Source organism: Roseateles sp. (assembly GCF_039595295.1).
Lineage (GTDB): Bacteria > Pseudomonadota > Gammaproteobacteria > Burkholderiales > Burkholderiaceae_C > Roseateles.
Genome location: NZ_JBCNLU010000020.1, coordinates 19,839 through 46,374 on the forward strand (window position 1 = coordinate 19,839; position 26,536 = coordinate 46,374).

Annotated in this window: 22 protein-coding genes; 10 read left to right on the forward strand and 12 right to left on the reverse strand. The window is 69.3% G+C overall.

Going from position 1 to position 26,536, the window contains the following annotated elements; all coding sequences use genetic code 11:
* The first annotated feature begins 25 nt into the window (after positions 1 to 25).
* A complete protein-coding gene (locus ABDW59_RS15325; protein ID WP_343630706.1) occupies positions 26 to 2,878 on the forward strand; it encodes a pitrilysin family protein in 2,853 nt (950 codons plus the stop codon).
* Between the two features lie 107 nt (positions 2,879 to 2,985).
* Here ABDW59_RS15325 and ABDW59_RS15330 read toward each other — a convergent pair whose 3' ends face one another.
* The 3 genes from ABDW59_RS15330 to ABDW59_RS15340 form a co-directional block, all read right to left on the reverse strand.
* Positions 2,986 to 3,255, reverse strand: a complete 270-nt coding sequence (locus tag ABDW59_RS15330) for an HPr family phosphocarrier protein (protein ID WP_343630707.1) — start codon at positions 3,253 to 3,255, stop codon at positions 2,986 to 2,988.
* Between the two features lie 10 nt (positions 3,256 to 3,265).
* Entirely contained in the window at positions 3,266 to 3,742 is a 477-nt protein-coding gene (locus ABDW59_RS15335) for a PTS fructose transporter subunit IIA (RefSeq protein ID WP_343630708.1), read from the reverse strand.
* 86 nt (positions 3,743 to 3,828) lie between these two features.
* The gene (locus tag ABDW59_RS15340; protein ID WP_343630709.1) at positions 3,829 to 4,371 is read right to left on the reverse strand and encodes a hypothetical protein; all 543 of its coding nucleotides are present in this window, start codon (positions 4,369 to 4,371) and stop codon (positions 3,829 to 3,831) included.
* Positions 4,372 to 4,441: 70 nt separating this feature from the next.
* On the opposite strand from ABDW59_RS15340, the gene ABDW59_RS15345 reads away from it, so the two are divergent.
* The 8 genes from ABDW59_RS15345 (at position 4,442) to ABDW59_RS15380 (ending at position 18,400) form a co-directional block, all read left to right on the forward strand.
* On the forward strand, positions 4,442 to 5,707 hold the full coding sequence (locus ABDW59_RS15345; protein ID WP_343630710.1) for a CaiB/BaiF CoA-transferase family protein: 1,266 nt from the start codon (positions 4,442 to 4,444) through the stop codon (positions 5,705 to 5,707).
* Positions 5,704 to 6,501, forward strand: coding sequence for an alpha/beta hydrolase (locus tag ABDW59_RS15350; RefSeq protein WP_343630711.1), 798 nt, complete (start codon positions 5,704 to 5,706; stop codon positions 6,499 to 6,501). The genes ABDW59_RS15345 and ABDW59_RS15350 overlap by 4 nt, the downstream gene beginning before the upstream one ends.
* 259 nt (positions 6,502 to 6,760) lie before the next feature.
* The gene (locus ABDW59_RS15355) at positions 6,761 to 7,930 is read left to right on the forward strand and encodes a hypothetical protein (protein ID WP_343630712.1); all 1,170 of its coding nucleotides are present in this window, start codon (positions 6,761 to 6,763) and stop codon (positions 7,928 to 7,930) included.
* Between the two features lie 57 nt (positions 7,931 to 7,987).
* Complete coding sequence (locus ABDW59_RS15360) at positions 7,988 to 8,497, forward strand: TlpA disulfide reductase family protein (protein ID WP_343630713.1); 510 nt, start codon at positions 7,988 to 7,990, stop codon at positions 8,495 to 8,497.
* Between the two features lie 331 nt (positions 8,498 to 8,828).
* The gene (locus ABDW59_RS15365; protein WP_343630714.1) at positions 8,829 to 10,508 is read left to right on the forward strand and encodes an MdtA/MuxA family multidrug efflux RND transporter periplasmic adaptor subunit; all 1,680 of its coding nucleotides are present in this window, start codon (positions 8,829 to 8,831) and stop codon (positions 10,506 to 10,508) included.
* Between the two features lie 21 nt (positions 10,509 to 10,529).
* Positions 10,530 to 13,736 carry an MdtB/MuxB family multidrug efflux RND transporter permease subunit gene (locus ABDW59_RS15370; protein ID WP_343630715.1) on the forward strand — a complete coding sequence of 1,069 codons (3,207 nt, stop codon included), beginning with the start codon at positions 10,530 to 10,532 and terminating at the stop codon, positions 13,734 to 13,736.
* Entirely contained in the window at positions 13,733 to 16,903 is a 3,171-nt protein-coding gene (locus ABDW59_RS15375) for a multidrug efflux RND transporter permease subunit (RefSeq protein WP_343630716.1), read from the forward strand. Before ABDW59_RS15370 ends, ABDW59_RS15375 begins: the two co-directional genes overlap by 4 nt.
* A 39-nt stretch (positions 16,904 to 16,942) precedes the next feature.
* On the forward strand, positions 16,943 to 18,400 hold the full coding sequence (locus ABDW59_RS15380) for an efflux transporter outer membrane subunit (RefSeq protein WP_343630717.1): 1,458 nt from the start codon (positions 16,943 to 16,945) through the stop codon (positions 18,398 to 18,400).
* A gap of 78 nt (positions 18,401 to 18,478) precedes the next feature.
* On the opposite strand, the gene lipA is transcribed toward ABDW59_RS15380, so the two are convergent.
* Together lipA and lipB are read right to left on the reverse strand one after the other, a co-directional pair.
* Positions 18,479 to 19,486: a lipoyl synthase gene (lipA, locus tag ABDW59_RS15385; RefSeq protein WP_343630718.1), complete on the reverse strand. Its 1,008-nt coding sequence runs from the start codon at positions 19,484 to 19,486 to the stop codon at positions 18,479 to 18,481.
* 31 nt (positions 19,487 to 19,517) lie between these two features.
* Positions 19,518 to 20,186, reverse strand: coding sequence for a lipoyl(octanoyl) transferase LipB (gene lipB / locus ABDW59_RS15390; protein ID WP_343630719.1), 669 nt, complete (start codon positions 20,184 to 20,186; stop codon positions 19,518 to 19,520).
* A gap of 94 nt (positions 20,187 to 20,280) precedes the next feature.
* Between lipB and ABDW59_RS15395 the strand changes: the two genes are divergently transcribed.
* Complete coding sequence (locus ABDW59_RS15395; protein WP_343630720.1) at positions 20,281 to 21,021, forward strand: tetratricopeptide repeat protein; 741 nt, start codon at positions 20,281 to 20,283, stop codon at positions 21,019 to 21,021.
* Positions 21,022 to 21,154: 133 nt separating this feature from the next.
* On the opposite strand, the gene ABDW59_RS15400 is transcribed toward ABDW59_RS15395, so the two are convergent.
* From ABDW59_RS15400 to ABDW59_RS15430, 7 genes are all read right to left on the reverse strand, one after another.
* Positions 21,155 to 21,445, reverse strand: a complete 291-nt coding sequence (locus ABDW59_RS15400; RefSeq protein WP_343630721.1) for a DUF493 family protein — start codon at positions 21,443 to 21,445, stop codon at positions 21,155 to 21,157.
* Positions 21,446 to 21,469: 24 nt separating this feature from the next.
* The gene (locus tag ABDW59_RS15405) at positions 21,470 to 22,351 is read right to left on the reverse strand and encodes a D-amino acid aminotransferase (protein ID WP_343630722.1); all 882 of its coding nucleotides are present in this window, start codon (positions 22,349 to 22,351) and stop codon (positions 21,470 to 21,472) included.
* Positions 22,352 to 22,560: 209 nt separating this feature from the next.
* On the reverse strand, positions 22,561 to 23,727 hold the full coding sequence (locus tag ABDW59_RS15410; RefSeq protein ID WP_343630723.1) for a D-alanyl-D-alanine carboxypeptidase family protein: 1,167 nt from the start codon (positions 23,725 to 23,727) through the stop codon (positions 22,561 to 22,563).
* Positions 23,728 to 23,740: 13 nt separating this feature from the next.
* Positions 23,741 to 24,376, reverse strand: coding sequence for an alpha/beta fold hydrolase (locus ABDW59_RS15415; protein WP_343630724.1), 636 nt, complete (start codon positions 24,374 to 24,376; stop codon positions 23,741 to 23,743).
* Positions 24,377 to 24,389: 13 nt separating this feature from the next.
* The gene (locus ABDW59_RS15420; RefSeq protein ID WP_343630725.1) at positions 24,390 to 24,722 is read right to left on the reverse strand and encodes an NAD(P)H-dependent oxidoreductase subunit E; all 333 of its coding nucleotides are present in this window, start codon (positions 24,720 to 24,722) and stop codon (positions 24,390 to 24,392) included.
* A complete protein-coding gene (locus ABDW59_RS15425; RefSeq protein ID WP_343630726.1) occupies positions 24,719 to 25,930 on the reverse strand; it encodes a VanZ family protein in 1,212 nt (403 codons plus the stop codon). The genes ABDW59_RS15420 and ABDW59_RS15425 overlap by 4 nt, the downstream gene beginning before the upstream one ends.
* Positions 25,931 to 25,937: 7 nt before the next feature.
* Entirely contained in the window at positions 25,938 to 26,366 is a 429-nt protein-coding gene (locus tag ABDW59_RS15430) for a CopD family protein (protein WP_343630727.1), read from the reverse strand.
* Positions 26,367 to 26,536: the final 170 nt, after the last annotated feature.

Genomic DNA, 26,536 nt, shown 5'->3' on the forward strand with positions numbered 1-26,536 from the left:
CAACATTCCAGGGAAGTTGCTCCCCATGCGATTCATGCCCGCGGCCCCGGCCGCCATCACCCTCGCCGTTCTGACCGCCCTGGGCGGACTGGGCGTCATGTCCGACGCCCTCGCCGCCCCGACCACGGCCGGCGTCAGCGCGGTGACCGCGAGCGGCGGCACGCTCAGCGTCAAGCTGGAGAAGGTGAAGCTGGCCAACGGCTTCGAACTCATCCTGGTGGAGGACCATCGGCTGCCGCTGATCGCCTTCAACATGTGGGTGCACGCCGGCCCGCGCAACGAGGCCAAGGGCCAGACCGGCTTCGCCCATCTGTTCGAGCATCTGATGTTCGCCGGCACCCGGCACATCCCGCGCGGCCAGGCCGACAAGATCATCGATGCCGCCGGGGGCACCGACTCCAACGGCTCCACCGATTTCGACCGCACCAACTACTTCTTCACCCTGCCCTCGAATCAGCTTGAGCTGGGCCTGTGGCTGAAGTCGGACATGCTGGGCTACATGATCGACGAGGTCGATTCCGTGTCCCTGGCCAACCAGCAGGACGTGGTGCGCAACGAGCGCCGCCAGTCCGTCGAGAACCGCCCCTACGGCCTGACCGAGGAAGCGATGTTCCAGGCCCTGTACCCGGCGGGCCATCCGTATCGCGCCTCGGTGATCGGCTCGCATGAGGACATCCAGTCCATCAAGCTGGAGGACGTGAAGGCCTTCGCCCGCAGCTACTACCGGCCCAACAACGCGACCCTGGTACTGGCCGGCGACTTCGATCCGGCGCAGGCACGCCAGCTGGTCGAGAAGTACTTCGGCACGCTCAAGGCCGGCGACGCCGTGCCCCCGGTCAACGTCGCGCAGCCCAAGCTCACGGAAGAGAAGCGCGTCACGGTGACCGACCGCATCGAGCTGCCGCGTCTGGACATCGCCTGGCACACCTCGGCGGTGTTCCAACCCGGCGACGCGGAACTGGACATCGCCGCCCACGTGCTGGGCGGCGGCAAGTCCAGCCGGCTCTACAAGACCCTGGTCTACGACAAGCAGCTGGCGCAGTCGGTGCAGGTGCAGCAGTACTCGCTGTCGCTGGGCTCGGTGTTCAGCATCGAGGTCACGGCTCGGCCCGGCAAGTCCATGGCCGACATCGAGAAGCTGGTCGACGACGCGGTGGCCGAGCTCTCGCAGAACCCGCCCTCGCCCGATGAGCTGGCGCGCGCCCGCGCCTCCATCGAGACCGCCACGCTGTCCCACCTGGAGAAGGTGCAAGGCCTGGCCGACCAGATCAACTACTACAACCAGCAGGCCGGCGATCCCAACTTCATCGGCAAGGACCTGGCCCGCTACCAGGCCGTCACCGCCGCGGGCATCCGCGACGCGGTCGCCGCGCAGCTGAAGAAGAACGCGCGCGTGGTCGTGCTGACGACGCCGGGCGAGAAGCAGCTCGCGCCCGAAGTCGCGACGCCGCCGATCCCGGCCAAGGCGGCGAAGAACGAGCGCGAATCGCTGAACGCCGACGTCGCCTGGCGCAAGACGCAGCCCAAGGCCGGCAAGGCCAAGCCGCTGTCGCTGCCCGATGGCAAGCGCCTGACGCTGGCCAACGGCCTGACGGTGATCCACGTGGCCAACCCGGGCCTGCCGCTGGTCAGCGCCAGCCTGGTGGTGCGGGCCGGCCAGACCGCCAATGCGAGCGATCGCCCCGGCCTGTCCAGCTTCACCGCCGGCATGCTGCAGCAAGGCACGCAGACGCGGACCGCGCAGCAGATCGCCGATGAAGCGGCGGCGCTGGGCGCCTCGCTGACCACCGGCGCCGCGCGCGACGAGGCACGCATCGAGGTCGGCAGCCTGAAGCGCAACTTCGCGCAGTCGCTGGCGCTGCTGGCCGACGTGGCCCTGCATCCGGCCTTCTCCGAGGGCGAGATCGCGCGTCAGCAGAACCAGCGCCTGGCGGCCCTGGCGCAGCAGCGCGATCAGGCACCGGCCGTGGCCTCGGTCGTCGCCAACCGCGTGATCTATGGCGAAGGCCATCCGCTGGCGCAGGCCGGCCTGGGCGACGAGGCCTCGATCAAGGCCACCGACGCCGGCGCGCTGCGCCAGTTCTGGTCGACCTACTACCGGCCCGACCAGGCCGCGCTGGTCGTGGCGGGCGACATCTCCGAATCCGAGGTCAAGGCGCTGGCCGAGCAGCTCTTCGGCGGCTGGCAGCGTCCGGGCACGGCCGCTCCCGCGCTGAACACCGCCGGTCCGTCGCCAGCCGCGGCCCGCGTCGTCCTGGTCGACAAGCCGGGCGCGCCGCAGACCGCGCTGGCCGTGGTCTCGACCGGACCGAAGGCCGGCACCGCGGACGCCTCCGACATCAAGGTGCAGAACGCGGCGCTGGGCGGCCTGTTCACGTCGCGCATCAACACGCAGCTGCGCGAGGTCAAGGGCTACACCTACGGCATCTACTCGGTCTACACGATGAACCGCGACAGCGGCATGTTCGGCATCCGCGGCAGCGTGCGCACCGACGTGACCGGCGCGGCCCTGGTCGACCTGTTCAAGGAGGTCGACGGCATGCGCGCCAAGCCCATGGGCGCGGCCGAGCTGAACCGCGTCCGCAACGCGCAGCTGCTGGCGCTGCCGGGGCTGTTCGACACGAATCGTGTCGTCGCCTCGACCTACGCCAGCGAATGGGCGCTGGGCCAGCCGGCCGACAGCATCACCTCGCTGCCGCGCAAGTACGGCGCGGTGACGGCCGCGAGCGCCTACAAGGCCACGCGCACCTACGTCGATCCGGCCTCGTTGATCGTGGTAGCCGTGGGCGACAAGGCCAAGGTGCTGCCGCAGCTCGAGGCCCTGGGCCGCAAGCCGGTGGAGATCCGTGACGCGCAAGGCGCGCCGGTGAAGCCGTAATCGGCGAGCCCCCATCGGCTCTCCCCAAAGCGGAACGGGCGCCTGAGAAGGCGCCCGTTCCGCTTGGAGACTTGGTCAACCCGCGCGTGCGGCGCGAGCGGTCAGCCTTACTGGCCTTCGCCGAACTTGTCGTTGACCAGCGCGGTGATCGCGTCGTGGGCGGTCTGTTCGTCCTCGCCGGCGACTTCCAGCTCCACGTCCGAGCCCAGGCCGGCCGCCAGCATCATGACGCCCATGATGCTCTTGGCGTTCACGCGGCGGCCGTTGCGGCTCATGAAGACCTCCGACTTGTAGCTCCCCGCCAGTTTGGTCAGCTTGGCCGATGCACGGGCATGCAGGCCCAGCTTGTTGCTGATGGTGAGCGTCGACTTGATCATGAGCGGCGTATCAGGGCAGTGGGGGGTTGGTCAGAGGAGACGACGCCGACGCGCCCGGCGCCACCGCTTTCACGGTGGACGCGCAGGACGCGGGCGGCGGCGCGCAAGCGGGTTGGTCGCAGAGGATGCCCTGGGCGCCGCCTTGGGTGGCGCGCTGGGCCAGCGCGTCCAAGCCCTCGCCCGCATAGCAGAGCGAGCGCCACAGCATGGGCACGTTGACGCCGGTCACCACCCGCACCTGCTCGCTCTGCAGGCGCAGCGCGGCATTGGTCGGTGTGGCGCCGTAGACGTCGGTCAGCACCAGCGTCTGCGTATGGGCCGAGGCGACGATCAGCGCGCGGGCGGCCGATTCGACGTCGTCGGCATTCATGTCCGGCGTCACGTCCAGCACGCTCAGCTGAAGCGAGCAATGCGGGAAGGTGTGCTCGGCCACCTGCTTGAGCGCGGTGGCCAGCGGTGCGTGAGCGATCAACAGCAAGCCGGACATGGGTCGCATTATCGTGCGCCGCAGCAGAGCGGGGGCGGCGCTCGCACAAACCCGTGATCGCGGGGAGGACAGTCCGGCGCCGCCGTTCAGGCCGGCAGCTCGACCGAGCCGACGAACACGTCCCAGGCCGCCGGGTCGGCGCGCTCGCTCTGCATCAGCAGCTGATACAGCCGCCCGTCGCGGGAGAACACCGCCTGCCGCACCTGCTGCGCGGGCTGGCCGCCGCGGTTCTGGAAGACCTGCTGAAAGGCCTGCGGATCGACGGCGATGCCCCGCACGCCCAACGGCGCGGACGCGCCCGGCGCCAGTTGCCGCGCCAGGCCCTCGTGCATGCGGCGCATCGCGACCGAGGTCGCGGCCGCGTCGCCCAAGTCGGTCCAGGTCAGCGAGTACTGGCCGCCCTGCGCCTTGCAGCTCAGCGTGCGCAGCGTCACCGGCGCGCCGGTCGGGCCGGGCTGGGCGCGCTCCTCGCGCTCGGGCTTGCAGGGGAACATCAGCGAGAGCTGGGCGCCCTCGGGCTGCACCTTGCGCCAGTTCAGCGCCGGGGTGCAGGCGGCCAGGGCGAGGACGGCGATCGCCGTGATCGCGGCGATCGGCGGGATGAGGGGGATCAAGGTCGCGGGGCGCATCGGGCGATTATGGGCGGCGGCCCGCACAAGCCCGGGGACGTCGCCGGGAGGCTTGCACCACAATGCCCCGATGAGCGAAGCGAACCCCTCCCGCCCCTCCGCCATGGCCCTGCAGGGCGTGCGCGTGCTGGATCTCTCGCGCGTGCTGGCCGGTCCCTGGTGCACGCAGACGCTGGCCGATCTCGGCGCGGACGTCATCAAGGTCGAGCGCCCGCCGGCCGCCGGCCATCCCGGGGGCGACGACACCCGCGGCTGGGGCCCTCCCTATCTGAAGGACCGCGAGGGCCATGACACGGCCGAGGCGGCCTATTACCTGGGCGCCAATCGCAACAAGCGCTCCATTGCGGTGGACATCGCCAGCCCGCAGGGTCAGGCCTTGATCCGCGAGCTGGCGCTGCGAGCCGACGTGCTGGTGGAGAACTACAAGGTCGGCGACCTGACGCGCTATGGACTGGATGCGGAATCGCTGCGGGCGTTGAATCCGCGGCTGGTGTTCTGCTCGGTGACCGGCTTCGGCCAGACCGGCCCCTATCGCGACCGCGCGGGCTACGACTACGCGGTCCAGGGCCTGGGCGGCCTGATGAGCGTCACCGGCGAGCGCGACGCCCTGCCCGGCGGCGGGCCGCAGAAGGTGGGCGTGGCGGTGGCGGACCTGTTCACCGGCATGTATGCGACGGTCGCCATCCTGGCCGCGCTGCGTCACCGCGACGCGACCGGCGAAGGGCAGGTCGTGGACATGGCACTGCTGGACACGCAGGTGGCGATGCTGGCCAACCTGGGGTCCAACTACCTGACGACTGGCGTGGCGCCGCGCCGCATGGGCAACGCGCATCAGAACATCGTCCCGTACCAGGTCTTCCAGGCCAGCGACGGCCACCTGATCGTGGCGGTCGGCAACGACGGCCAGTTCATCAAATTCTGCGAGATCCTGGGCCTGCCCGAGCTCCCGCGCGATCCGCGCTACGCGACCAATGCGCAGCGGGTGCGGCATCGGGAGGAACTGGTCCCGCTGCTGGCCGAGCGGATCGCGGCGCGGCCGCGCCAGCATTGGCTGGCCGCGATGGAGGCGTCCAAGGTCCCGGGCGGCGCGATCAACGACCTGGGCGAGGTCTTCGCCGATCCGCAGGTGCGGGAGCGCGGGATGGTGGTCCCGATGGCCCATCCGCTGAGCGATTCGCTGCGGGTGGTGGCCAGCCCGATCAAGCTGTCCGGCACGCCGGTGGCCTACCGATTGCCCCCGCCGATGCTGGGGCAGCACACCGATGAAGTGCTGGGCGAGCTCGGCCATGGCCCCGATGCGATCGCCGCATGGCGCAGGGAAGGAGTCATCGCATGAGCAAGGGACAGGACGGTTCCGGGCGCAACGACGCGAGGAACGACGGCAGCTACGGCAGCGGCAAGGACGACACCGGCGTCGCCATCGTGCTGGTCCATGGGGCTTGGCTCGGGGCCTGGGCGTGGAAACGCGTGCTGGGGCCGCTGCGGGCGGCAGGGCATCGGGTGTTTCCGGTCACGCTCAGCGGCGTGGGGGAGCGGGCCCATCAACCGCATGAGGGGATCCGGCTTCAGACGCATATCGACGATGTGAAGGCGGTCATCGAGTGCGAGGAACTCAGCGAGGTGCTGCTGGTCGGGCATAGCTACAGCGGCATGGTGATCACCGGGGTCGCGGATCAGATGCCGGATCGGATCGCCAGGCTGGTGTATCTCGATGCGGTGGTGCCGGAGCCGGGGGAGTCGTGGTCCAGCAGGCATACGCCTGAGACGCAGGCGCAGCGGCGGGCGTTGATCGCGGAGTTCGGGCATCTGCCGGTGACGGAGCCGCAAGGGATGGGGCTCAAACCGGCGGACTTCGATTGGATGATGAGATGCCAACGGCCGCAGCCGGGCGGGGTGTATGACAGTCCGCTGAGCTTTGACAAGCAAGCGTGGTTGGGGCGGGCGAGGACCTTCATCGACTGCAATCGGCCCGCGTTGCTGACGATCGCGGCGGCGAGGGAAAGGGCTCGCAGTCAGCCGGGGTGGGAGCTGTTTGAGATTCCGACCGGGCATCAGGTGATGGTGTCGGCGCCGGAGGCGTTGACGGAGAGGTTGTTGATGTTGGCGGAGCGGGAGCGTGGGGGCGGCTGAGCCCGAAGACCCTCTCCCCTGCCCTCTCCCGCAAGCGGGCGAGGGAGACATTCGTGCCCTCTCGGTGAAGCGGGCGAGGGAATCAACAGCGTCCGATCCTCGCCCCGCCCCCTCCCCTATCCGTGAGCCATTTCACGGCATTCAGACGAGTGGCGCCTCGCCCCCGAGTCACGGGATGGCCCGGCTTGTTACAGCTTGGAACCATGGCGTTCCTTGCCCCGGGCAATCCGCCGAGGGCCTACAAAAACGACGAGAGAGCATGTCCACCCCGCCTTCCCAGTCGGCCGCCGCCCTGGCCGCCAACGACATGGCGCAGCGTCCCAGCGATTCGCAATGGGGCGACATCGTCCAGCAGCTCGGCGCAGAAATCGCCGGGCCGCTGAGCGCTGCGCTGGAGCGGGTGAACCAGCTCATGAGCACCGGTCAGATCGACCGCCAAGGCCTGCGCTCCCTGCGCGACGCCGTCGCCCAGGCCCGCGAGGCCGGCATGGTCAGCCAGCAGCTGTCCCGCCTGGCCTCCGGCCGGCTGCGCCTGTCCCGCGAGCGCGTCCACCTGACGCAGGTGCTGCGCGGGGTCCTGACCCAGCGCAGCCGCGAGACCCAGGCCCGCGGCATCCAGATCCGTCAGCTGCTGCAGCCGATCGAGATCATGACCGACGCCTCGCTGCTGTTCTCGCTGCTGAACGCGGTGATGGACTGGGCGCTGGCCAATACGCATTCCTCGCTGGAGATGCGCCTGGACCTGACCCCGTGGCCTGCCAAGGCGCGCCTGATGTGCCGCTTCGCCCACCGCTCGCTGGACCTGGGCACCGCCCCGGCCACCGCGATCGCCGAGGCGCCCGAGGCGCTGAACTCCCTGACCTGGCGCCTGATCGAGCAGACCGCCCTCACCATGGGCGTGCTGCCGCTGCGCGAGGACGAGGCCGGCATCACCATGCTGACGCTGGAATTCGCCAACACCGTCGGCGACGAGCCCGGCCTGCAAGCCGCGCCCCAGCCGCAACCCCGCCCCGACCGGCCCGAGCTCGAAGACCCGCTGCCCTCGCACAACTCCAAGCCGCTGGCGGGCTGCCATCTGCTGATCGTGTCGCCGCGCCGCGAGATCCGCCAGGAGATCCAGGGCGCCGTGCGCCACATGGGCCTGATCATCGACGCCGTGGCCTCCATGGACGAGGCCCTGCAGTTCTGCGAAGAGGGCCTGCCCCACGGCATCGCCTTCGAGCAATCGCTGCGCGACGCCTCGTTCGAGCGCCTGTACGCCGACATCACCGCCGAGGTGCCCAGCTTCAGCTTCATCGAGGTGCGCGAGGGCGAGCAGCAGACCCAGCTCTCCACCGCGACGCCGGACAAGATGGCGCGCATCTCCCGCCAGAACCTGCCCGACGCCCTGCCCTCGGTGCTGCTGTTCGAGCTGTCCAAGGCGCTGTGAGCCGGCCTTGATCCCCGCGATGACAGGGCTTTCGACGCGGGACTACACTCCGGCGCCATGAAGCTGCCTCGCTGGTCCGCCCTCCTCCTGCTGGTCGCCGCCATCGGTGCGGGCGCCGGCCTCGCCTATCAAGGCCTCAAGCCCGAGGCCGCGCCCCGCATCGATTACGTGCTGCTGGATGGCACCAAGACCAGCTCCGCGCAGGCGTGGACCGGGAAGGTCATGCTGGTCAACTTCTGGGCGACCTCCTGCACCACCTGCGTCAAGGAAATGCCGCAGGTCATCGCCACGTACAACAAGTACAAGGACAAGGGCTTCGACACCCTGGCCATCGCGATGAGCTACGACCCGCCGGCCTACGTCGCCAACTATGCGCAGACCCGCGGCCTGCCCTTCGGCGTCGCGATGGACAGCACCGGCGAGATGGCACAGCGCTTCGGCAAGGTCCAGCTGACCCCGACCACGTTCCTGATCAACAAGCGCGGCGAGATCGTCAAGCGCTTCGTCGGCGAGCCCGATTTCGCCGCCCTGCACGGCACCATCGAGAAGCTGCTCGCGGAGAGCTGACTTCCGGCACCCGGCCGATTCCGCCCCTCGCACGATGCCGCTCACGAGCGGCATTTTTCATGGCCGCGCGGCGCCGATCCTGGGGTTACTCCCCCCGCTTTGCGATTCTTTTCGCCGCCGACACCACCCTGCTGTCGCCGGATACTACGGTGTCGACATGCCCAGCCGACGCGCGCCCTGACGGTGACGCGGCGAGCCGGTGGCCACGTCTGCCGAGCAGTACCGCGCAGTCCTCGATTCCGCACTCGCGATCGCATCGCCCGGCCCCTCGGGCGGCGGTGTCTTCGCGGCGTCCGACCCGGTCCCGTCCGGGACTTCATCGCCAGTCCGAATGAACACGAACAAGATCCTGCCCCGTCCGCCGGTGTCCGGCGCCGCTGCCGCGTCCCGCATGTCCACCGGAGCGCGCTCGCGACGACAGACAGGCTCGAATCGACAGCACGGTCGCGCCACGCCCTGGATCTTGGCGGTCGTCGTGCTGGCCGTGGCGGCCGGCGGCTGGTGGTGGTTCAAGGGACGCGCCGATGCCGGCGCCGCTGGCGGTCCCGCGCGCGCGGCCAGCGGCCCCGGCGGACAAGCCGGTCCCGGCGGCGCGGGCGGACGCGGCCCCGGCGGCGGCCGCTTCGCGGCCAATCGCGTGCAGCCGGTCTCGGTGCTGCCGGCGCGGCTGCAGGACATCCGCCACACGGCCTCGGCGATCGGCACCATCACCGCCTCCAACACCGCGGTCGTGCGCGCGCAGGTCAGCGGCGTGCTGCAGCAAATCCACTTCACCGAAGGCCAGCAGGTCAAGGTCGGCCAGCCCCTGGCTCAGATCGACCCGCGCGCCTTCCTGGCCACGCTGGGTCAGGCCGAAGGCCAGCTCGCCCGCGACAAGGCCACGCTGGACAACGCCCGCATCGACCTGAACCGCTACAAGGACCTGCTCGCCAAGGACGCGATCGCGCGCCAGCAGGTCGACACGCAGCAAGCCACGGTGCGTCAGCTCGAGGGCACGGTCAAGGCCGACCAGGCCAGCGTCGACAGCGCCCGGCTGCAAGTGACCTACACCAAGGTGCTCGCGCCGATCTCGGGCCGCGTCGGCCTGAAGCAGGCGGACATCGGCAACGTCGTGCAGACCGGCGACACCAACGGCATCGTCAGCATCACCCAGACCCGCCCGATCGCGCTGACCTTCGCGGTCCCGTCCGCGCTGCTTCCTCAAATCACCGCCGGCCTGAAGGGCCCGACCTCCATGGTCGTCGAGGCCTGGAGCCGCGACGGCAAGACCCGTCTGGCCACCGGCAAGCTGGCCACCGCCGACAACGCCATCGACTTGGCGACCGACACCATCAAGCTCAAGGCGCTGTTCCCCAACCAGGATGACGCGCTCTATCCCAACCAATCGGTCAGCGTGAAGCTGCAGCTCACCACCGAGCAGAACCGCCTGGCCGTGCCGGCCGCGGCGGTGCTGCGCGGCTCGCAGGGCTTCTACGTCTACGTCGTCAACGCCGACAACAGCGTCAACACGCGCGTCGTGCAGACCGGCGCGGTCGACGGCGACTGGATGGCGGTGGACGGCAAGATCGAACCGGGCGAACGCGTCGTCATCGACGGCGTCGACCGCCTGCGCGAGGGCGCCAAGGTCGAGGTGATCGCCAACGATCCCAAGCAGCGCGCCGGCGCCAACGCGGCGCCGCGTCGCGGTCGCGGCGCGAGCGCGCCCGGCGGCGGCGGTGCCTGGGGCGCGGGCCGTGCCGCCTCGGGCGCTTCGGCCCCGGGCGGCCAGGGCCGCGGCGGAAAGACCGGCGACCCCGGCAATCCGGGCGACGCCGCCGAGCGCGCGCCCACCGCGGCCGCGCGCAACGACGCGCTGCAATCGGGCGGCGAGCGTCCGGCCTGGCTGGACCGTCTGCCGCCGGACGTGCAGGAGAGGGTCATGAAGATGAGCCCCGCCGAGCGCGAGGCCTGGATCGCCGAACGCCGCGCCGAGCGCGCCAAGCGCCAGGCCGCCTCGGGCGGCGGCAACTGATCGTCCGAGCGGGTCCCTTCCATGAATCCCTCACGTCCCTTCATCGAGCGGCCGGTCGCGACCTCGCTGCTGATGCTGGCCATCCTGCTGGCCGGCCTGCTCGCTTACCGGCTGCTGCCGCTGTCGGCACTGCCCGAGGTCGACTACCCGACCATCCAGGTGACCACGCTGTATCCGGGCGCGAGCCCCGATGTGATCTCCACCACCGTCACCGCGCCGCTGGAGCGCCAGTTCGGCCAGATGCCGGGCCTGGGCCAGATGACCTCGTCGAGCTCCGGCGGGGCCTCGGTGATCACGCTGCGCTTCTCGCTGGGCCTGTCGCTGGACGTGGCCGAGCAGGAAGTCCAGGCGGCCATCAACGCCGGCAGCAACCTGCTGCCCAGCGACCTGCCCATGCCGCCGGTCTACAGCAAGGTCAACCCGGCCGACGCGCCGGTGCTGACCATCGCGGTGACCTCGCCCTCGCTGCCGGTGATCAAGGTCCATGACCTGGTCGAGAACCGCCTCGCGCCCAAGCTGTCGCAGGTCGACGGGGTCGGTCTGGTGAGCATCGCCGGGGGCCGCAGGCCCGCCGTGCGCATCCAGGCGAATCCGCGCGCGCTGGCGGCGCTGGGCCTGTCGCTGGACGACGTGCGCAGCGCCATCGCCGCGGCCAACGTGAATCAGGCCAAGGGCAGCTTCGATGGCTCGCAGCGCGCGTCCACCATCGACGCCAACGACCAGCTGCGCTCCGCCGCCGAGTACCAGAACCTGATCATTGCCTGGAAGAACGGCAACCCGCTGCGTCTGAGCGACGTCGCCGAGATCGTCGACGACGCCGAGAACCTGCGGCTCGCGGCCTGGGCCGACACCACGCCCGGCGTGATCCTGAACGTGCAGCGCCAGCCCGGCGCCAACGTGATCCAGACGGTGGACCGGGTGAAGGCCTTGCTGCCCAAGCTGCAAGGGACGCTGCCGGCCTCGGTCGACGTGCAGGTGCTGGCCGACCGCACCACCACCATCCGCGCCTCGGTCGACGACACCGAGATCGAGCTGCTGCTGGCCATCGTGCTGGTGGTCGCGGTGATCTTCCTGTTCCTGCGCTCGGGCAGCGCCACGCTGATTCCCAGCGTCGCCGTGCCGCTGTCGCTGGTGGGCACCTTCGGCGTGATGTACATGGCCGGGTTCTCGATCAACAACCTGACGCTGATGGCGCTGACCATCTCGACCGGCTTCGTCGTCGACGACGCGATCGTGATGATCGAGAACATCGCCCGCTACGTCGAGGAAGGCGATTCGCCGATGGAGGCCGCGTTCAAGGGCTCCAAGCAGATCGGCTTCACCATCATCTCGCTGACGGTCTCGCTGATCGCGGTGCTGATCCCGCTGCTGTTCATGGGCGACGTCGTGGGCCGGCTCTTCCATGAATTCGCGATCACGCTGGCGGTGTCCATCCTGATCTCGGCCTTCGTCTCGCTGACGCTGACGCCGATGATGAGCGCCCGTCTGCTCAAGCCCGAATCCGAGCAGAAGCACTCCAAGCTGGGCAACTGGTTCGGCGAGAAGTTCGAGGCCATGATCCAGGCCTACGGCCGCGGCCTGGATTGGGTGCTGGACCGCCCGGTGCTGACGCTGCTGGGCTTCGCCGCGACGCTGGCGCTGACAGCGCTGCTGTACGTGATCGTGCCCAAGGGCTTCTTCCCGGTGCAGGACACGGGCTTGCTGCAGGTCATCACCGAGGCCACGCAGAGCACCTCCTTCGACGCCATGAGCGAGCGCCAGCAGAAGCTGGCCGCGGTCTTCCTGGAAGATCCGGACGTGGACCACATCGCGTCCTTCATCGGCGTGGACGGGGCGAACGCCTCGCTCAACACCGGGCGCATGCAGATCACGCTCAAGCCCTTCGCGCAGCGGCACGCATCGGCGACCGAGATCATCGCCCGCCTGAACGAAGCCAACCGCAAGGTCGCCGGCATCACCGCCTACATGCAGCCGGTGCAGGACCTGACCATCGAGGACCGGGTCTCCAAGACGCAGTACCAGTTCCTGCTGAGCTCACCCGATTCCGGCGATCTGCAGAAGGCCAACGACGCGCTGCTGGAGCGGCTCAAGCAGCTGCCGCAGCTGGCCGACGTCGCCAGCGATCTGCAGAACCAGGGCCTGCAGGCCTGGGTGCAGATCGACCGCGAGGCGGCCGGCCGGCTGGGCGTGACCGTCGCGGCCATCGACACCGCGCTGTACAACGCCTTCGGCCAGCGCCTGATCTCGACCATCTACACCCAGTCCAGCCAGTACCGCGTGGTGCTGGAGGCGGCGCCCGAATTCCGCAACGGGCCGCGCGCGCTGGACGGCCTGTACGTGCCCGGCAGCACGGCGACGACCAACGCCGCCGGCAACACGGTGAACACGACGGTGCAGGTGCCGCTGAGCTCGGTCGCGCGCATCGTCGAGCGCCCGACCGCGCTGGCGATCAACCACGTGGCGCAGTTCCCCTCCGCGACCATCTCCTTCAACCTGCCGCCCGGCGTGGCGCTGGGCGACGCGGTCAAGGCGATCAAGACGGAGCAGGCCAATCTCGATCTGCCCATCAGCGTCGAGACCAGCTTCCAGGGCGCGGCGGAGGCCTTCAGCAACTCGCTGTCGAGCACGCTCTTCCTGATCCTGGCGGCGGTGGTCACGATGTACATCGTGCTGGGCGTGCTCTACGAGAGCTACATCCATCCTGTGACCATCCTGTCCACGCTGCCGTCGGCGGGCGTGGGCGCGCTGCTGGCGCTGCTGCTGGGCGGGCTGGACCTGGGGATCATCGCGATCATCGGCATCGTGCTGCTGATCGGCATCGTCAAGAAGAACGCGATCATGATGATCGACTTCGCGCTCGAGGCCGAACGCGAGCAGGGACTGGAGCCGCGCGCCGCGATCCATCAGGCCTCGCTGCTGCGCTTCCGCCCGATCCTGATGACGACCATGGCCGCGCTGCTGGGCGCCCTGCCGCTGATGCTGGGCACCGGCGTCGGCCATGAGCTGCGCCATCCGCTGGGCGTGACGATGGTCGGCGGCCTGATCGTGAGCCAGCTGCTGACGCTGTTCACCACGCCGGTGATTTATCTGGGCTTCGCGCGCCTGTCGCTGCGCTGGAAGGCGCATCGCGCCCGCAAGCAGACCGAGCGTCAGGCGCATGAACACCGCAGCCCCGATGCGCCGCAGATCGCCGATCCGTCGGGCGCCACGCCCGGGGAGTCGTCATGAACATTTCGGCGCCGTTCATCGCCAGACCCGTGGCGACGACGCTGATCACGATCGGCGTCGCCCTGGCCGGCTTGCTGGGCTATCACTTCCTGCCCATCGCGCCGCTGCCGCAGGTGGACTTCCCGACCATCTCGGTGTCCGCCTCGCTGCCGGGCGCCAGTCCCGACACCATGGCCGCGACCGTGGCCACGCCGCTGGAACGCGCGCTGGGCAGCATCGCCGGCGTGACCGAGATCACCTCGCGCTCCTCGCTGGGCTCGAGCAACGTGACGCTGCAGTTCGACCTGAGCCGCGACATCGACGGCGCGGCGCGCGACGTGCAGGCGGCGATCAACGCCGCGCGCACGCTGCTGCCCTCCGGCCTGCCCAGCAATCCGACCTACCGCAAGGTCAACCCGTCCGACGCGCCGATCATGATCCTGGCACTGACGTCGCAGACGCTGACGCGCGGCCAGATGTACGACACCGCGTCGACGGTGCTGGCGCAGCGTCTGGCGCAGGTCAGCGGCGTGGGTCAGGTCAACGTCGGCGGCGGCGCGCTGCCGGCGGTGCGGGTGGAGCTCAATCCGGACAAGCTGGCGGCCAACGGCATCTCGCTGGACCAGGTCCGGCAGGCCATCACCAACACCAATGCGAATCGGCCCAAGGGCTCGGTCGAGGCCTCCGGCCGCTACTGGCAGATCGGCGCCAACGACCAGGCCCGCACCGCGGCCGAGTACGCGCCGGTGGTGCTGTCCTATCGCGACGGCGCGGCGCTGCGGCTGCGCGACGTGGCCGATGTCGTGGACTCGGTGCAGGACGTGCGCAACTACGGCGCGTCCAACGGCCAGCCGGCGATCCTGCTGTTCATCCAGAAGGAGCCCGGCGCCAACATCATCGAGACGGTGGCCCGCGTGCGCGAGCTGCTGCCGCGTCTGCAGGCCTCGATCCCGCCGGCCATCGAGCTCAAGGTCATCAGCGACCGCACGCCCACGATCCGCGCCTCGCTGGAAGAGGTGCAGCGGGCGATGGCGATCGCGGTGGGGCTGGTGATCCTGGTCGTGCTGCTGTTCCTGCGCAGCTGGCGCGCGACGCTGCTGCCGGCGGTGGCGGTGCCGGTGTCGCTGGCCGGCACCTTCGGCGTGATGTACCTGTGCGGCTACAGCCTGGACAACCTGTCGGCAATGGCGCTGACGGTGGCCACCGGTTTCGTCGTCGACGACGCGATCGTGGTGCTGGAGAACATCACCCGCTACATCGAGCAAGGCCTCAAGCCGGTCGAGGCCGCGCTGCGCGGCGCGCGCGAGATCGGCTTCACGGTGATCTCGATCAGCCTGTCGCTGATCGCGGTGTTCATCCCCATCCTGCTGATGGGCGGCGTGGTGGGCCGGCTGTTCCGCGAGTTCGCGGTCGTGCTGTCCTCCGCCATCCTGGTGTCCATGATCGTGTCGCTGACGACGACGCCGATGATGGCCTCCCGGGTGCTCAAGGCGCGCAAGGAGCCGGTGCCCGGCGAGGACGGGCGCAAGGGCTGGTTCGCGCGCGCCGCGGGCCGCTTCAATCGCGGATTGGCGCGCGGCTATCGGCGCTCGCTCATGTGGACGTTGCGGCATCAGCCGGTGGCGCTGCTGTCGCTGGTGGCGGTGATCGCGCTGAACGTGCATCTGTACGGGATCATTCCCAAGACCTTCTTCCCGCAGCAGGACACCGGCGTGCTGATCGGCGGCGTGCAGGCCGACCAAGGCAGCTCCTTCGAGATGATGCGCAAGCGGGTGGACCGCTTCATGGAGATCATCCTGTCGGACCCGGCGGTGGAGAACGTCAACGGCAACACCGGCGGCGGCCAGCGCAATGGCGCCAACTTCTACATCACGCTCAAGCCGCTGAAGGAGCGCAAGGTCTCGGCGGATCAGGTGGTGGCGCGGCTGCGGGACAAGATGTCGCACGAGCCCGGCGCCAACCTGTTCATGGTGCCGGTGCAGGACATCCGCATCGGCGGGCGGCAGGCCAACGCGCAGTACCAGTACACGCTGCAGGCCGACGACCTCAACGTGCTGCGCGAATGGGAGCCGCGCGTGCGCAACGCCTTCTCCAACCTGAACGAGCTGACCGACGTCAACACGGACCAGCAGGACAAGGGCGTGCAGACCTCGCTGGTGATCGACCGCGAGGCCGCGGCGCGGTTGGGCGTGACGGTGAGCACCATCGACACGACGCTGAACAACGCCTTCGGCCAGCGCCAGGTCGGCGTGATCTACAACCCGCTGAACCAGTACCGGGTGGTGATGGAGCTGGCGGCCCCGTATCTGCAAGGACCGGAGACGCTGCGCAAGCTCTACGTGCTGAGCAGCTCGGGCGCGCAGGTGCCGCTGTCGGCCTTCAGCCGCTTCGAGACGACCAACACGCCGCTGTCGGTCAATCACCAGAGCGGCACGCCGGCCTCGACCATCAGCTTCAACCTGCCCGAGGGCGTGTCGCTGTCGCAGGCCACGGACGCGATCAACAACGCGATGGCGGAGCTGGGCGTGCCGGTGTCGATGCGCGGGACGTTCTCGGGCACGGCCAACGCCTTCCAGGACTCGCTGAAGTCGCAGCCCATGCTGATCCTGGCGGCGATCGTGGCGATCTATTTGGTGCTGGGCATGCTCTACGAGAGCCTGGTGCATCCGGTGACCATCCTGTCGACGCTGCCGTCGGCGGGCGTGGGCGCGCTGCTGGCGCTGATGATGTTCAACACGGAGTTCTCGATCATTGCCTTGATCGGCGTGATCCTGCTGATCGGCATCGTGAAGAAGAACGCGATCATGATGATCGACTTCGCGATCGCGCGCCAGCGCACGACGGCGCATCTGACGGCGGGCGCGGCGATCTTCCGCGCGGCCAAGCTGCGGCTGCGTCCCATCCTGATGACGACCTTCGCGGCGATCTTCGGCGCGGTGCCGCTGGCGATCGGCAGCGGTGACGGCGCGGAGCTGCGCCAGCCGCTGGGCATCGCCATCGTGGGCGGGCTGATCCTGAGCCAGCTGCTCACGCTGTACACCACGCCGGTGGTCTTCGTGATGATGGAGCGGCTGCGTCAGCGCGTGATGCGCCGCCGCGCCGCCAAGCAGGCCCGCAAGGCCGCCGGCGGCACGCCGCCCTCGCCGATGAATCCCGAGCCGCCCGCGGCTCCGACTCTGCAAGGCTGAAAGATGCCGACCTCGATGCTGAATTCGATGCCGATCCCGATGACTTCGACCTTCTCCCGCCGCGCGTCCCGAGCGTCCGGCCCGGCCCACCTGACCCGCATCGCCGTGGCCGCGGTGCTGATCGCGCTGATGAGCGGCTGCGCGGTGACGCGCGTCGATCCGCCGGCGCCCGTGGCCGCCCCGGCGCAGTTCAAGGAAGACGCGCTCTGGAAGAAGGCGCAGCCCGGCACCGCCGAGGTCGTGCCCGAGCAGTGGTGGACGCTCTTCGACGATCCGGTGCTGAACGATCTCCAGCACAAGCTGGTGATCGGCAACGAGAACCTGAAGGCCGCGGTCGCCCAGGTGGCCGGCGCGCGCGCAGCGCTGGAGGCCAGCCGCTCGGCGCTGTTCCCGACGCTGTCGGCGGGCTTCTCCGGCACGCGCAGCGCGAGCCCGGACGGCAACGTCACCAACGGCTCCATCAATCGCGGCCCGACCAACAGCGTGCAGGCCTCGCTGAACGCGAGCTGGGAGGCGGACCTGTGGGGCAAGCTGCGCCTGGCCAGCGAGGGCGCGACGTCCACGCTGCAGGCGACGGCCGACGATCTGGCCGCCGCGCGGCTGAGCGCGCAGGCGACGCTGGCGCAGAGCTACTTCTCGCTGCGCACGGCCGAGGCGCAGGAGGCGCTCTACGAGCGCAGCGTGAAGTCGTATGAACGCTTCCTCGACATGACGCAGGCGCGCTATCAAAGCGGCGTGGCGGCGCGCAGCGACGTGCTGCAGGCGCAGACGCAGCTGCGCACGGCGCAAGCGCAGTTGCTTGAAACGCGGACCACGCGCGCGCAGCTGGAGCACGCGATCGCGGTGCTGCTCGGTCTGCCGCCGTCGGCGCTGGAAGTGAGCAAGAGCGCGAACTTGCCGCAGCCGCCGTCGGTGCCGACGCTGCTGCCCTCGCAGCTGCTGGAGCGACGTCCGGACATCGCGGCGGCGCAGCGCCGCGTGGCGACGGCCTATGCGCAGATCGGCGTGGCGGACGCAGCCTACTTCCCGTCGCTGACCTTGTCGGCGAGCGGCGGCTATCGCAACAGCACGCTGTCGAATCTGCTCTCGGCGCCGAATCTGTTCTGGTCGCTGGGCCCGGCGCTGGCGCAGTCCATCTTCGACGGCGGCCAGCGCAAGCTGGCGAGCGCGCAGGCGCGCACCAGCGCCGAGGTCGCGACCTCGACCTACCGGCAGACGGTGCTCACGGCGCTGCAAGAGGTCGAGGACAACCTGATCCTGGCCGAGCACCTGCGCGAGGAAGCGAAACTGCAGCAGGACGCGGTGGAATCGGCGCAGCGGAACCTGGAGCTCGTGACGGACCAGTACCGCGCGGGCACGGTGTCCTTCCTGGAGGTCACGACCGCGCAGAACAGCGCGTTCAATGCGGAGGCGTCGCTGCTGTCGCTGCGCAACCGGCAGCTGGCGGCGATCAACCTGCTGCTGAAGAACATCGCGGGACGGTGGACGGCGGCTTGAGCCCCAAGCGCTGATCCCGGAACGCAGAAACGACGACGGCTCCCGAGGGAGCCGTCGTTCATGGCGCGGGGAGAACGCTCAAGCCGAGGCCCTCTCCGCTTCCGCCTTCTCCAGCGCGGCGTGGGCCTGCTGGTCCGCGTGGTAGCTGGAGCGCACCATCGCGCCGACGGCCGCGTGGGTGAAGCCCATCTTGTAGGCCTCTTCCTCGAACATCTTGAAGGTGTCCGGGTGCACGTAACGACGCACCGGCAGGTGGTGGCCCGAGGGCGCCAGGTACTGGCCGACCGTCAGCATGTCGATGTTGTGCTCGCGCATGTCGCGCATGACCTGGAGGATCTCCTCGTCGGTCTCGCCCAGGCCGACCATGATGCCGCTCTTGGTCGGCACGCCCGGCACCGCTTCCTTGAAACGCTTGAGCAGGTTCAGGCTGAACTGGTAGTCCGAGCCCGGGCGCGCTTCCTTGTACAGACGCGGCGCGGTCTCCAGGTTGTGGTTCATCACGTCGGGGGGAGCGGCCTTCAGGATGTCCAGCGCGCGGTCCATGCGGCCGCGGAAGTCGGGCACCAGCACTTCGATCTGCGTCAGCGGGCTCAGCTCGCGCACCTTGCGGATGCACTCGGCGAAGTGGCCGGCGCCGCCGTCGCGCAGATCGTCGCGGTCCACGCTGGTGATCACGACGTAGTTCAGCTTCAGCGCGGCGATGGTCTTGGCCAGATTCATCGGCTCGTCCACGTCCAGCGGATCCGGCCGGCCGTGGCCGACGTCGCAGAACGGGCAGCGACGGGTGCACTTGTCGCCCATGATCATGAAGGTGGCCGTGCCCTTGCCGAAGCACTCGCCGATGTTGGGGCAGGAGGCTTCCTCGCAGACCGTGTGCAGCTTGTGCTCGCGCAGGATCTGCTTGATCTCGTAGAAGCGCGTGCTGGGCGATCCCGCCTTCACGCGGATCCAGTCCGGCTTCTTCAGCTGCTCGGCGGGCACGATCTTGATCGGGATCCGCGCCGTCTTGGCCTGGGCCTTCTGCTTGGCGGTCGCGTCGTAGTCGGACGCGCTCTTGGCTTCGTGGGTGACGTTTTCGGTTGCCATCAGGCGTTCTCTCGGTTGCCTCGTTCGGGCCTCAGGGCTCGAGCTGCGCCGCCAGGCGCTCCCCGAACCGCCGGGCCACCGTGGCCCAGTCCGTGAAAACCCCGAGTGTACCGAGGTCCACCGTTTGCAGCCCTGCGTAGCCGCACGGATTGATCCCCAGGTAGGGCTTCAGGTCCATCGCGACATTCAGCGCCACGCCGTGATACGTGCAGTGCCGGCTGATCTTGATGCCCAGCGCCGCCACCTTGCCCAGCCCCCGGAACGGGTCCGCCGGATCGGCCGGCCCCGTCAGGGCGGCATGCGCCCCGGGATCGTCCCGCCGCACGTAGATGCCCGGCGCGCCGGCCACGCGATGCCCCGTGACGCCAAAGCTCTCCAGCGTCTGGATGACGGCGGTTTCGAGGCGGAAGACGTACTCCTTGACGAAGATGCCCAGCCGTTTGAGGTCGATCAGCGGATAGGCCACCACCTGGCCGGGCCCGTGATACGTGACCTGCCCGCCGCGGTTGGTCTGCACGACGGGAATCCCCTGCGCGTCCAGCACGTGATCGGCGTGCCCCGCCAGCCCCTGCGTGTAGACGGGGTCGAACTCGCAGAGCCAGAGTTCATCGGGGGTGTCGGGGCCGCGGGCATCGGTGAAGGCGCGCATCGCCTCCAGCGTGGCCGCGTAGTCGACGCGGCCCAGGGTCTTGATCAGCATCCCGGCATGCTAGCCGCGATGGGCCTAGCATCGCCCGCATCCGGTCATTCCGGCCGATCAGTTCGATCAGTCCGTTCAGGTCAGGAGTCTCGCCATGCCGCGCCGCGTCACCGCCTTTGCACTCGCCTTCGCCCCGTCGATGCTCGCCCTCGGTCTCGCATGGAGCGGCGCGAGCTTCGCCGCCAGCCAGCCCCCTTCGGCCGCGACCGCCTCGCCGAAGGCGACGGCCTCCGAGACCGCTTCCGGCCTCACCTTGGAGCAGGCCTTGGACAGCTACGAGCGCGGCGACCTGCGGCGGGCCGAACGCCAGTTCCGCGAGCTCTCGCAGCGGGGTCTGCCCTTGGGCGACTACAACCTGGCCATGATGCATCTGCGCGGCGAGGTCGCCCGGCCGGACACCAAGCTCGCGCGTCAGCTGCTGGTGCGGGCGGCGGGAAAAGGGCTGGTGCGCGCGGAGCTGGCGTTGGGCTCGTATCACGAGCAGGGCGAGGACGGGAAGCCCGATCTGGTCCAGGCCCAGGCCTGGTACCTGAAGGCGGCCGAGCATGGCAGCGTCGACGGGCAGGTCGCCGTGGCGACCGCCTTCTATCTGGGCAGAGGCGCGCCCAAGGATCCCGCGCAAGCCGCGACCTGGTATCGCGAGGCGGCCAAGAGCGGCGACGTCGGCGCGCAATACCTGATTGCGTCGATGTACGAGACGGGATGGGGCGTCGAGCGCGACCTGCGGTTGGCGCGCTACTGGTACGACATCGCGGCGCGCAACGGGGACGAGGCCGCCCCCTACAAGCTCAAGGCCGTCGACGACGCGATCGCCGCCGCGGCCGGCTCGGTGTGAAAACTTCGCTGAGCCTGTAAGCCCGGCGAGGCTTCGATTCGGGAGGGCCTGCTAGGCGTGGACCGGAGCCATAGCAGCGCTATGGCGAGGATCCGCAACGACGCAGGCTGCCCGAAGCGAGGCCTCGCCGGGTTTACAGGACGACTTTGACCATGGGATGGGTGGTCAGCGTGCGATACAGCTCATCGAGCTGCTCGCGGCTGGTCGCGGTGACGACGATGGTCACGCCCAGGTAGTTGCCGCCCTTGCTGGGGCGCCTCTCGACGGTGGCCGAATCGAAGGCCGGATCGAATTGCTGCGCCACGCTCACGATGGCTTCGACGAAGCCCTCCACATGCGCGCCCATCACCTTGATGGGGAACTGCGAGGGGTATTCGATCAGGGACTGCTCGGGCGGAATCGGCGCGTTGTTGTAAGTCGTCATGATGGGAGATCCAAATAGGGTCGTTCAGCTGCCTTGCAAGAGCTTGGCCCGCTGATAGGCCTCGTACAGCTTCGAATACACCGGCCCGGGCTTGCCGCGCAGCGCGCCGTGGCCGACCGGCCCCCGGTCCAGCCGGGTCACCGCGGCGACCTCCTTGCTGGCCGAGGTCACCAGGATCTCGTCGGCGGTGGTGAGCTCGGTCTCCGCGATGGGACGCAGGTTGCAGGCGATGCCCAGCTCCTCGCAGAGCTCGCGCAGCAGACCCACGCGCACGCCCTCCAGCAGCAGCTCGCCCGGCGGCGGCGTCAGCAGCGCGCCGTCGCGCACGATCCAGACATTGCTCGCCGAGCCCTCGGTCAGGAAGCCGTCGCGGATCAGCAGCGTCTCGTCGGCGCCCTGGTCGACCGACATCTGCCGCGCCAGCACATTGCCCAGCAGCGAGATGCTCTTGATGTCGCCCCGCTGCCAGCGGAAGTCGCGCGCGGTCACGCAGGACAGGCCGTGATGCCGCAGCTCCGCGCTGATCGCGACCAGCGGCTGCGTGTAGGCGAGCACCGTCGGCTCGATGTCCTGCGGCATCGCATGCTCGCGAGGGGCGACGCCGCGCGTGACCTGCAGATAGATGGTCTGGTCCTCGACCTCGGGCAGATGCGCCACCAGGCTATGGAACAGATCCAGCCACGCCTCGCGCTCGTAGGGATCCTCGATGCGCAAGGCCTTCAAGCCGTGGCTGAGCCGGTCCAGGTGGGACTCGACGCGGAACAGCCGGCGGCCGTAGACCGGAATGGCCTCGTACACGCCGTCGCCGAACAGGAAGCCGCGATCCATCACCGGCACCTTGGCATCGCCGAGGCGGCCCAGGTGGCCGTTCAGGTAGCAGGGCAGATCGGTCCAGGACATCGTCATCGAAGGCTCCCGTGGCGTCGTGGAGAAGTCGTCGCGACCAGCCCATCGACTGTACGCCGCTGGCCCGGCACGCCAACCCCGGCAAGCGAGGGGCCTTGGCGGCCGCAAAGCAAAGCCGGCCCCGAAGGGCCGGCGCGGACATCGAGCGAGCAATCGCGCGCTCGATCAAGCCGTCAGGCGGTCGCTCCTGGAAGCGACCTCATCGCAGCTCACTTGATCCAGAGACGGATCGCGTCCCAGGCGCGGCCAAAGATGCCGGCCAGCGGGACTTCCTGCTGCACGACCAGCGGCACCTCGGCCACGGAGGCGCCCGACGCCGTGGTCACCTTCAGCCTGCCCACGCGCTGGTTCAGCGCCAGCGGAGCCACCAGCGGATCGGTGCGCTGGATGTCGGTCTTGAGCTTGCCGCCCTCGCCGCGCGGCACGGCGACGAACACGGCATCGGCCGCGCCCAGCTTGGCCTCGGGGCTCGCGCCCTTCCACACCTTGACGGTCGTGATGGGCTGGTTCTTCTCGAACAGGCGCACCGCGTCGAACGCGGCGTAGCCCCAGTTCAGCAGCTTCTGGCTCTCGGTCGCGCGGGCTTCCTTGGAGGCCGTGCCCATCACCACGCTCAGCAGACGGCGCTTGCCGTTGGGCACCTCGCGCTGCGCGCTCACCGCCAGGCAGTAGCCGGCGGCATCGGTGTAGCCGGTCTTGCCGCCGTCCACCGACGGGTCGCGGCCCAGCAGCATGTTGCGGTTGAACTGGCGGATCTTGTTGAAGGTGTACTCGCGCTTGGAGTAGTACTCGGCGTAGAACTGCGGATGGTCCTGGATCACATGCGAGAACACCACGGCGATGTCGCGCGCCGAGGTCTTGTGCCCCGGGGCGGTGATGCCGGTGACATTGGTGAACGAGGTGTTCTTCAGGCCCCAGGCCTGCGCCTGCTTGTTCATCATGGCGACGAACTGCTCGACGGTGCCGCCGACGGCCTCGGCCAGCGCGACCGAGGCGTCGTTGCCCGACTGGATGATCATGCCGCGGATCAGCTCGTCGACCTTGGGCGTCATCGTGGTGTCGATGAACATCAGCGAGGGATCGCCCTTGCGCTCGTCCCAGGCGCGCTTGGAGACGGTCACCGTCTGGTCCAGCGTCAGGCGCTTGGCCTTGATCGCGTCGAACACGATGTAGGCCGTCATCAGCTTGGTCAGCGAGGCCGGGTCCTGCGGGACGTCGGCGTCGCGCTCGGCCAGGGTCTGATGCGTGGTCAGATCCAGCAGCACGTAGTTGCGCGCCGCGATCTCGGGCGGCGTCAGCGCCTGCGCCGAGGCGCCGTTCATCAGGAAGCCGGACAGACCCACGCCGAGGGCCAGGGAAGCAAGGAATCGTTTCATTCGGAGGAAGTCCTCAGGCGCGCGCGACGCCGGCGGGATGCCAGCTGCGCAACACCAGGTTCTTGAGCAGCGGCAACTGCCCATGGAAGAAATGCCCGACACCGGGCACCACGATGACCGGCAGCGCCTGCGGGCGCGCCCAGTCCAGCACCGCCTGCAGCGGCACCACATCGTCCTGTTCGCCGTGGATCACGACGGTGTCGGCGGGCACGGTGGCCACGCCGAAGCGGCTCGCGGCCGGGCCCACCAGCAGCAGGCGCTCGGCCGGCTGCGCCAGCTGGAGCGCCGCCTGCGACGCGACGAAGCCGCCGAAGGAGAAGCCCGCCAGCGCGAGCGGCTGCGCGGGATCGCGGAACGCCGCGATCACGGCCGAGGCGTCGTCGACCTCGCCGCGGCCCTCGTCCCAGCCGCCCTCCGACTTGCCGATGCCGCGGAAGTTGAAGCGCACGGCGCGGTATCCCAGATGGACGAAGGCGCGCGCGATCGTCTGCACCACCTTGTTGTCCATCGTGCCGCCCTGCGTGGGATTGGGGTGGCAGATCACCACCACGCCGCGCAGCGGGCCGGCATCCACCGCGGGCTCGTCGACGGCGCATTCGATCGCGCCGGCCGGACCGGCGATCAGCCGGCGCTGGGTCTGTGCATTCATGACGTGCGCTCCCTCAGCGGCCGACCGCGTCGTCCAGCACCAGGCGCTCGACGACCTGGCCGTGCTTGAGGTGGCGCTCGACGATCTCGTCGATGTCGGCCTTGTCCACGAAGGTGTACCAGACCGCGTCCGGGTACACGACGGCGACGGGCCCGCCGGCGCAGCGGTCCAGGCAGCCTGCCTTGTTGACGCGCACGCCGCCCTTGCCCGCGAGCTTCTCGGCCTTGACCCGCTGCTTGCAGTGGTCGAAGGCTTCCTGGGCGCCGTGCTGGGCGCAGGCGTTCTCGTTCTCGCGCTGGTTCAGGCAGAAGAAGATGTGGCGTTGGTAGTAGCTGGGGGAGCTCATCGGGCGATTGTAGTTTCAGGGTTTCCACCAAGCGCCAGATCGTGCGCTTCTTCACGATCGACGGGCGAAGGCGAAGCCGCAGCTTCAGGCGGCGATGACGTCGGCGGCGGGGGCGGATCGCTCTGCGTCACGCCGTAGAGCAGCCAGGCCAGCGCGGCGAAGGGCCACACCCAGCCCACCCACTGCGCCAGCCCGTACATGTTGACGAAGCGGCCTTGCTCCCAGAACTGCAGGCTCTCGGTGAGGTAGGGATCGGAGGGCGCCTCGGCCACCAGCGCGATCAGCGCGGTCAGCACGACCAGGCCCCAGGCGGCGCTCGCGCGACGCGACATCAGCGCGGCCAGCAGCGCGAGCGCGCCGCCGATGGCCAGTCCCGGCGTCGTCGTCGGCGTAAGCCAGGCCCAGGCGTGATCGGGGCCGAAGTTGAGCAGCGTGGACCAGGCCGTCGACAGCACGCCCAGCAGCAGCGCGCCCAGCACCAGCAGCATGCGTCGCCAGCGGCCCGGCCGCGCGACCGACAAGGCGAGCAGACACGGCGCCAGCAGGCCCATCGCGATGGCGATGGCCTCCAGGCCCGGCGGCAGCGGGAGGTCGTCGGGCAGGTCGCGCGGGACCAGCTCCCAGGGGGTGTCGGCGAGCAGCAGCTCGACCCATTCGCGCAAGCGCGGGAAGAGCTGGCCCAGCCCCAGCGGCAGCGGCGCCGGATAGAGCAGCCCGATCGGCCACAGCGCCAGCAGCGCCAGCGCGCCCGCGCTGTGCGGCACGAACCAGCGCTCGCGCCAGCCGTCCCAGCGCTCCAGCCCGCCGAAGCGGTACAGCGCCCAGCCGCACAGCGCGCCGGTCCAGGCGCCGGCGCTGTTGAGCAGGAAGTCCGCCAGCGAAGGGACGCGCCCGGGCAGGAAGTACTGCAGCGTCTCCATCGAAAAGGACAGCAGCGGCAGCCCCAGCAGGCTCAGCACCAGCGCGCGCAACAGCCCGCCCCCGCTGCGGATCACCGCGGCGAAGCACAGCAAGCCCAGCGGCCAGTAGCCGACGACGTTGATCCAGATGTCGAAGCGGCCCCAGTAGCGCGGCCAGGGCAGCCCGATGACGCCGGGCCAGGGCAGGCTGGGCGGCAGACGCCAGGGCCAGAACGGATAGAGGCTGGCGTAGACGACCAGCACGGCATAGCACAAGGCCAGCCAGGTGGCGGAGCTGCGCCGGCTCATCGCGCGGTCAGATGGGTTTGACGACCACCAGGATCACGATGGCCGCGAAGAGCAGCACCGAGACCTCGTTGAACACGCGGTACCACTTGTGGCTGCGGCGGTTGGCCATGAGCTCGAAGCGGCGCAGCATCGCGCGGCACATGTGGTGATAGCCGATCACCAGCACCACCAGCGCCAGCTTGGCGTGCATCCAGCCGTTGCCCGGGCCGCGGCCAATGCCGTAATGCAGCCACAGCGTCAGGCCGAAGAGCAATGCCAGGGCCATCAGCATCGAGCTGAAGCGGTAGAGCTTCAGGCCCATCAGCAGCAGGCGCTCGCGCTCGGCGTGGCTGTCCTGCGGGACCATCGCCAGATTGACGAAGATGCGGGGGAGGTAGAACAGGCCGGCGAACCACGCGGCGACGAAGATGATGTGTAGCGCTTTGATCCAGAGCATCGCGGCATTATGGACGGCGCGAAAAAAAACCCCGGCTTCACAGCCGGGGTTGGAAAGCCTTATCGCTGTCATCACGTTAAGGCTCCTGCTCAGGGAGGAAAAGCAGGGAATGACAACCGAGCGGCTATCATTCAGGAGCGACTTTAACAGATCTGCCGAATTTCGGAATC